Genomic DNA, 3,562 nt, shown 5'->3' on the forward strand with positions numbered 1-3,562 from the left:
GTAGTGTTGTTCGATTATATTTATTAACTGGAAATAGAGGGCAAAAGCGCGGGTAACTTTGATCGCTTCCCCTAGTTCCAAGTCTTCGATCATTTTGGCGATCATTGCTTCCGGACTATCATCGGTCACTTGTCCTTCCTCAGAACAGAGATGGCGCAGTAATTCCAGTAAATCGACTAATTCTTGACCACATTCGGAGACTAAGACTTCTTTCCATAAATCTTCGATTAATTTCAGTCTTTGCTGCAGAAACAGGTTGGAAGTGCTGAAAATATCCTGTTCGGTTTCGGTTGAGGGGACAAGGACGCTCATAATTTCAGTAATCAGTAATCAGTAAACAGTAAACAGTAATCAGTAATCAGTAATCAGTAAACAGTAATCAGTAAACAGTAATCAGTGAAAATAGGGATTAACTGCCTTGAAATGAAAAACTCTATCAAACCAATAACTGATCACTGATCACTGATAGATCGGGATTAGTTCTTTAGGGTTGGTCAAAAATGAGATTATATGCCAAAAAATCACATTTTTTCCGATTTTTAACAAAAATTTCACTATTATTGCCTCTCTTCAGGGGGCGGATTTTTTTCTTGGATTATTGGTCACTGTTGACCGGTAACTGCTCGGGAATATTAAGAAGGGGCAAGCGATCGCCGCGAAACACTTCCTCACTTTCCCGGCCCAATTCAATTAACCAATGATTGAGGGAACCCAGGGCCAGATAGGATAAAAGAAAGGGACTGACCGCTAGACTAAGCCAAAGCTCGATCGGTTGAGTTTTCATGGCAATTTCTCGGTTAAAGGACGGCGTTTGATGCGACGAATCGGAAAATTAGCAATCAGGGCTGTAGTTCGTTGGTCACTTTCTAGGAGCAACTCGGTTTCCTCGGTGTCGATATCAAGATAACGACTGACCACTTCTAAGATTTCTTGACGCATCATATTGAGAATTTCGGGACTAAGATCGGCGCGATCATGGGCCAGAATAAGTTTTAAGCGTTTTTTAGCTTGGTCGCCACTTTTGCCCGAACCGCGCCATGCTAGAAGTTTATCGATCAGGTCATTCATAGTAGGTTAAGGGATTGAGATGAGAGAGTTTAAGGCCCAAACAAGCGACGACGCAGACGAGTAAGAAAACCTTCTTGACCGGCCATTAAATCTAGAAACGGCACATCGCGACCCTGTAAACGCTGGGCAATGTTTCTAAAGGCCATGGAGGGGAGAGAGGTCTTCTCCTCTAATACTAATGGTTCCCCTTTATTAGTGGAAATAATAATTCTTTGATCGTCGGGAATAATCCCTAACAGGGGAATTACCAATAAGTCGAGAATGTCCTCGACGCTGATCATCTGGTTAAGTTGGATCATTTCTGGCCGCAGTCGGTTGACAATCAGACGGATACTCTTAATATCCTCGCTTTCTAGTAATCCCACCACGCGATCGGCATCTCTCACCGCCGACATTTCTGGGGTAGTAACGATGATCGCTTCCTGGGCGGCAGCGATCGCATTGCGAAAACCCATTTCAATTCCTGCCGGGCAATCAATCAATACATAATCGTAACTTTTTGACAATTGGGCGACTAAATCCTTCATTTGATCGGCAGTAATCGCCTCTTTAGTGCGATTTTGTGCTGCTGGTAATAAAACCAGATTTTCCTGTCTTTTATCCTTAACTAAAGCCTTATCAAGGCTACAATCTCCCGCCACCACATCGAGGGCAGTATAAACGATACGCTGTTCTAATCCTAACAATAAATCGAGATTTCTTAGTCCGAAATCGGCATCGACAAGGGCGACTCGACAGCCTAATTGAGATAAAGCTGAACCTAAGTTCGCCGTTACCGTCGTTTTACCGACTCCTCCCTTTCCCGATGTCACCACAATTACACGAGCCATAATTTATATCAGTTATCAGTTATCAGTTATCAGTTATCAGTTATCAGCTATCAGCTATCAGTTATCAGTTATTAGTTATCAGTTATCAGTTATCAGTTATTGGTTTGATAGAGTTTTTCATTTCAACGCAGTTAATCGCTATGTTCACTGGTCACTGAATCACCGTTTACTGATCACTGTTTACCAGTCACTGATCACTTTTTTCGACCCATCCCACTTGATCTTTAAAGGTGTAGGTTCTGGAAAAATTATAAGCCCCAATGATGCGGATTCCTCCTTCGCTGATACAGGCGATTTCTGGTTCCATGCGATCGCTTTTTAAAGCCGGGGCCCGTGCCACTAATTCCGCGATCCTCAGTTGAGTTAAATCGATTCGCAGGGCCATAATTACCGCTGCTCGATCGCCGCGGAATCCCGCATGGGCCACACCGCGTAAACTCCCCCAAACTAATATATCGCCATCAGCGACGATCGATCCGCCGGGGTTGATATCGCCCATGACTATAACTGTACCCGGGTGACGGATTTCTACACCCGATCGCAGGGTGGTTTTTAAGTACAAAGGTTCGGCGAGGAGGGATGGCAGCGGTTGCTCGTCCCCGAAAACCGGGGGATTTGATCGCATTTGTTCGACGTTGTAACCCATAGTTGCCGCTGCCACTGCGGTTTGTCTTCTTTGGGTTTGGATGGTATGTAGGGGTAATTCGGCGCTGTCTAAAATTGTGGCGATCGCTTGTAGTTGCCGCGTATCCATCAGGCGATCGCTCGCCCGTAGGTGTACAGGTGTTCTAGCCGGGCAGTTTTGACCGCTATTACGGAGATAATATTTCAATCCTGTCAAGATATCTGTCCAATCCTGACTTGTCTCCCCGGCGCCAGTTTTGGGTAAAATTAGCACCAATTTCTCGCCCTCACTTTTTAAGTGAATTTGGGCGTATCTTTCCATGACCGAGGCTGATGGCTCAATTTTTTCGGTTTCTAGGTCGATTTCTTGATTTATTCCGGTTTTAGTTTCATCCATAAAGATAATTTTTTACTTAAAAAAGACAAAGCGCAAAATAGCGATCAGCAAACCGACGGAAGCGGTAATCAGTGAACCGCCTAAAATGGTTATCAATGCCCAAATTTGATTTTTTTGACTGCCCTCCACTATTTTGAGGCGATTATCCATCCCTTCGAATCTTTCGGTTAATTTTGCCTGTCCTATCTCTAGGGATTTAACATCTTGCTTGATTTCCTTAATATCAGCTTTAATTTCGCCAATATCAGCCTTAATTTCGACGATACTATTCTCGATCGCCGTGAAACGAGTCTCGATCGCCGTGAAACGAGTCTCGATCGCTTTTTGTCCGTTGATAATTAAGTCTTCTAGCCTTTTCAAGTCCGTATCGGCAACAGTTTTCATAAAAATTAACTGGCTATCAGTATAGATGTTTCTTTAATTATGAACCTTGAGCAGCCGGCAGCAGTGGGAATTAGGAATTATGAATTAGGAATTACGGCTGATGCGAGATAGAGAGGTTTGTAAAATCAAAGGGAGGCATCACGATAAAGGTAATCACTCCAAAGCATGAGGCCTCCCATGAATAGGATAGATGCTCCCACCCTCTTGACTATTATTTAGGGTCTGCTGAAAAAGGTTTTCCTGGGGGCAGGGTGTGGGG

General features: G+C 43.9%; 6 protein-coding genes. All 6 read right to left on the minus strand.

Translation table 11 applies throughout. From position 1 onward, the window contains the following. Window positions 1-312: phosphoenolpyruvate carboxylase (locus IQ242_RS19710; protein WP_228021105.1), on the minus strand; the 312-nt coding region annotated here is incomplete at its 3' end. Window positions 313-595: 283 nt separating this feature from the next. Next, the gene (locus IQ242_RS19715) at window positions 596-784 is read right to left on the minus strand and encodes a hypothetical protein (RefSeq protein ID WP_193961129.1); all 189 of its coding nucleotides are present in this window, start codon (window positions 782-784) and stop codon (window positions 596-598) included. Continuing rightward, the gene (gene minE, locus IQ242_RS19720; protein ID WP_002764792.1) at window positions 781-1,068 is read right to left on the minus strand and encodes a cell division topological specificity factor MinE; all 288 of its coding nucleotides are present in this window, start codon (window positions 1,066-1,068) and stop codon (window positions 781-783) included. Before minE ends, IQ242_RS19715 begins: the two co-directional genes overlap by 4 nt. Window positions 1,069-1,097: 29 nt before the next feature. Beyond that, entirely contained in the window at window positions 1,098-1,898 is an 801-nt protein-coding gene (gene minD, locus IQ242_RS19725) for a septum site-determining protein MinD (protein WP_002764793.1), read from the minus strand. Window positions 1,899-2,085: 187 nt separating this feature from the next. Further along, window positions 2,086-2,919 carry a septum site-determining protein MinC gene (gene minC / locus IQ242_RS19730; RefSeq protein WP_193961130.1) on the minus strand — a complete coding sequence of 278 codons (834 nt, stop codon included), beginning with the start codon at window positions 2,917-2,919 and terminating at the stop codon, window positions 2,086-2,088. A 12-nt stretch (window positions 2,920-2,931) separates the two neighbouring features. Then, window positions 2,932-3,303, minus strand: coding sequence for a hypothetical protein (locus tag IQ242_RS19735; RefSeq protein WP_193961131.1), 372 nt, complete (start codon window positions 3,301-3,303; stop codon window positions 2,932-2,934). Between the last annotated feature and the right edge of the window lie 259 nt (window positions 3,304-3,562).

The sequence above is a fragment of the Microcystis sp. LEGE 08355 genome, assembly GCF_015207185.1.
GTDB lineage: Bacteria > Cyanobacteriota > Cyanobacteriia > Cyanobacteriales > Microcystaceae > Microcystis > Microcystis panniformis.